Consider the following 3497-nt stretch of genomic DNA (forward strand, 5'->3'; position numbering starts at 1 on the left):
GTAATTTTTTGCGCATCTTCCAAACGCAATGTCAACTCGTATCCACGCAAATGAAGCTCGATGGGATCTCCCATAGGAGCAACTTTCCGAACGGTGACATGTGTTCCAGGGGTGAGCCCCATATCCAACAAACGGCGGCGCAATGCACCTTCGCCACCTACTAAAGCAATGACAGCTTCTTGTCCGATGGGAAGCTTATCTAATGTCATGGATAACATCCTCTTTTCACACAAAATGTTAGCCTGTGCTAACTTTTAAAGTATACACCTGGTGTATAAAAACTGTCAAGAAAAAAGATAGAAAAGCACCCGGCTTTCTTGAAAAGGCCAGGTGCTTTTTAGTCAGTTTTTTGTGTGGATCAAAGGGTCCAGCAAGTCAAATAAGTCTGAACAGGCGATGCTGTCGGCCATGGGCATAATGTCGCTTTCGAGTTTTCCATCGCGTATACATGAGGCAACGTGTTGAGCCTCAAACTCAAAGCCGGTAGCGCTTTCGTGCATAAATACCTCGGTGGGTTGTGCTCCCTGCCAGCATTAGGCATCGGGCAGAGGATAAGCATAAAGTTCTGTGCGCTGGGCCCAGTTAAAGCAGGGCGCAATACGAATAAGGCCTTGGTCACCGCACAAATACAAGCTATTGTCTGCGGAAAATTGAATGCTGCATTTGAGATGTGCAGTGAGACCGTCTTCGTAAGAAAGTGTCAAAAACGTTGATCCATCCACACCTGTTCCGGAAGGAACGCAATGAGGAACGATATTTGATAGCGTATGACCCTGTGCAAAATATTGTGCACAGGAAAAAGCGTATACACCCAAATCGTAAAAGGCGCCTCCGCCCAGTGCGGGATCGAATAGACGAGCGTATTCCTTTGGATCGCGACCAGCACACAAATTCGCGCTGATGCATAAAAGGCGACCGATGCGCCCTTCATCGACCCAGCGGCGGGCTGTTTGAATTGCAGGCAAAAATCTTGTCCACATAGCTTCCATTAAGAAAACATGGTGTTCGGCGGCAAGGCTTGCCAGGCTACGAGCCTCTGCGCCAGTTAAAACAAGAGGCTTCTCGCACAACACATGTTTGCCGGCACGAATGGCCTGCACGCAGCATTCATAATGCAGAGAGTTGATGGTGGCAATATATACGACATCAATTTCCGGATCCGCCAAAAGTTCCTCGTGGCTTCCATAGCTCCGAGGAATTCCGTGTTCCTGAGCGAAGCGAGCTGCACGTTGCGGATCAGAAGAAGCCACTGCACAAAGTGTCGCACCGGGAACAAGATTTTGTTCGAAACAGGAGCTGAAACGAGCGGCGATCCGTCCGGCTCCCAGAATACCATATTTGCAAATATTCATCGCGATCCCTCTTTTGAATAAACTTCTGCATTCATCCTACCTTATTTTTTTGTGTTTCGCAATAAGAAAGCGCTCATCTTTTAAAGATGAGCGCTTTTTTCATTTCATTATCCTTGATAGCCTACTGCATCAGCCAATTCCTTGTCGATAACGACAACAGCATTTTCATGCAGTTTTAGTAATGTAGAGGGATTTTGGGTAGTAATCACATCGTCCATGATTAACCCTTTGATGGCAGGGACCTTAGCAAGCCCAGTTGCAGCCAAAACTACTGTTTTAGCAGCCAGAATATCTCCCATTCCCATTGTGATGGCACGAGTGGGAACGTCTTCTTTTTTCTCAAAGAAACGCGCGTTGGCGTTGATCGTGCTTTCGGTCAAATTTTCTACATGTGCTACACTGATCAAATGATCGGATGCTTCATTAAATGCAATATGACCGTTGTTGCCGATGCCAAGAAGCTGAAAATCCGCCGGGCCACCCTCACGTACTTTTTGTTCCAGTTCCTGTGCGTTGGCCTCAAAATCACCCATTCCGTTGGCAACAAAAGTGTTTGCTTTAGGAATGTTGATGTGATCAAATAGATTGCTGTCCATAAAATAACGATAGCTCTGTTCATGCGTTCCCGGAATTCCGCAATATTCGTCCAGATTGACCGTATGGACCTGAGAAAAATCAATTTGGCCTTCCCGGTTCATCTGAATGAGTTTTTGATAAATGGGAACAGGTGTTCCACCAGTGGCCAGACCGAGTTTCGCATCCGGTTTGCGTGCGATCAAATCGCGAATCATTTCTGCAATGACGGTACAGGTTTCGTCATAGCTTTTGGTAACGATCACTTTCATGCTGCATTCTCCTTACTTTGTACTAACAAGGACACAACTTTATCTCTATCATAATCTCTTTCGAGAGAGATGGATAGGTGCAAAATGCTTTTAAATTTGTACAAACGTGTACCTTTATTACATTTATGTATATAGCGCTCCTTCCAGTTCCGAAAGATGTACAGGCGAAGGGGATGCGCCTATGTGGAGTGCACGGAACATACCGGGAGTTTGGCCGGTGTGTTTTTTAAACACCTTACAAAGATAATTGGCTCCCGAAAATCCACATAGTGAGGCAATAACCTCCAAACTGTAATCTCGCTGTGCCAGCAAGACTTTTGCGGCCTCAATTCGAGTTTGGATCAAATATTGGCCGGGGCCCGTTCCCATTTGGGCGGTAAACACACGCACCAAATGGCTTTTGCTCACACCCAATTGACGTGCGAGCTCGTCAACACCATACAACCCCGCATAATTTTGTCGAATCGCCAGAACAGCTTGCGCTACCAGAGGAGGCAGCCCGGGGGTTTCTTCGGCTTCGTCCGCTTTTGAAACGCTGCACAAAACCCGGAATGCCAAGGCCGGAAGTAATTCCGTTTCATCACGAGCCACTGCTGCTGCCAAGGCGCTCATTTCTTGCGCGGCCAAAGGACAAGCGTTGCAATCCGATAAAAGCGGACGGCTCAGCCGGCTACCAAATTCTTGTGCGGCCGTTCCCGAAAATCCAATGGCAAGAAGATGACATTCGGAGGCGGGTGTGATTTCCACAGAATCACTACACAACAGCAATCCGCCAGCTTCCATCCAAAGGGCTTCGCCCGTTCCGGGCGGATATACCACTGCTGCACGACCACGGGAAGTTAAGATCACAGTACAGGCCGCATTGTCGAGAATGCAGGACGCAGAAGAATCAATTTCCCGGAAAAAGGCCACTGTGCATATGTCTTGGGCAGAAAAGAGCAATAAGTTTCACCACACATCAATATTTTACTATTTTCAAATAAAAAATAGCCTGTTATTATTATATTAAAGCAACAGAGGTCCGTCAAGGACGTCAATAAAATGCAAAATGAAGTTACAATGGAGGTAAGGTCCCATGGCAAGCATTAGCTGCAAAGGTATTTACAAAATTTATCCGGGCAATGTTCAGGCTGTTACCGACTTCAACTTGGAGATCGAAGACAAAGAGTTCATTATCCTGGTTGGCCCTTCTGGCTGCGGTAAATCCACCACCCTGCGTATGATCGCTGGTTTGGAGGAGATTTCCAAAGGTGAGTTGTACATCGGCGACCGTCTGGTCAACGACGTTCCCCCGAAGGAT

5 protein-coding genes are annotated in these 3497 nt (G+C 47.0%); 1 reads left to right on the plus strand and 4 read right to left on the minus strand.

What is annotated here, in order from left to right:
• From AB5H98_RS13010 to AB5H98_RS13025, 4 genes are all read right to left on the minus strand, one after another.
• The coding region (locus AB5H98_RS13010) for a ferrous iron transport protein A (protein ID WP_367926312.1) at positions 1-209 on the minus strand (209 nt) is incomplete at its 3' end.
• A gap of 324 nt (positions 210-533) precedes the next feature.
• The gene (locus AB5H98_RS13015) at positions 534-1352 is read right to left on the minus strand and encodes a Gfo/Idh/MocA family protein (RefSeq protein WP_367926313.1); all 819 of its coding nucleotides are present in this window, start codon (positions 1350-1352) and stop codon (positions 534-536) included.
• Positions 1353-1459: 107 nt separating this feature from the next.
• A complete protein-coding gene (gene nagB / locus AB5H98_RS13020; RefSeq protein WP_367926314.1) occupies positions 1460-2197 on the minus strand; it encodes a glucosamine-6-phosphate deaminase in 738 nt (245 codons plus the stop codon).
• A gap of 123 nt (positions 2198-2320) precedes the next feature.
• A complete protein-coding gene (locus AB5H98_RS13025; RefSeq protein WP_367926315.1) occupies positions 2321-3046 on the minus strand; it encodes a helix-turn-helix transcriptional regulator in 726 nt (241 codons plus the stop codon).
• 226 nt (positions 3047-3272) lie between these two features.
• On the opposite strand from AB5H98_RS13025, the gene AB5H98_RS13030 reads away from it, so the two are divergent.
• On the plus strand, positions 3273-3497 hold a 225-nt coding region (locus AB5H98_RS13030), incomplete at its 3' end, for an ATP-binding cassette domain-containing protein (protein ID WP_367926316.1).

Origin of the sequence: uncultured Ruthenibacterium sp. (assembly GCF_963558415.1) — a bacterium.
Lineage (GTDB): Bacteria > Bacillota > Clostridia > Oscillospirales > Ruminococcaceae > Ruthenibacterium.

Coding starts and splice junctions, on each gene's coding strand:
- nagB (WP_367926314.1), bottom strand. CDS start 2,197: ATGAAAGTGATCGTTACCAAAAGCTATGACGAAACCTGTACCGTCATT.
- AB5H98_RS13015 (WP_367926313.1), bottom strand. CDS start 1,352: ATGAATATTTGCAAATATGGTATTCTGGGAGCCGGACGGATCGCCGCT.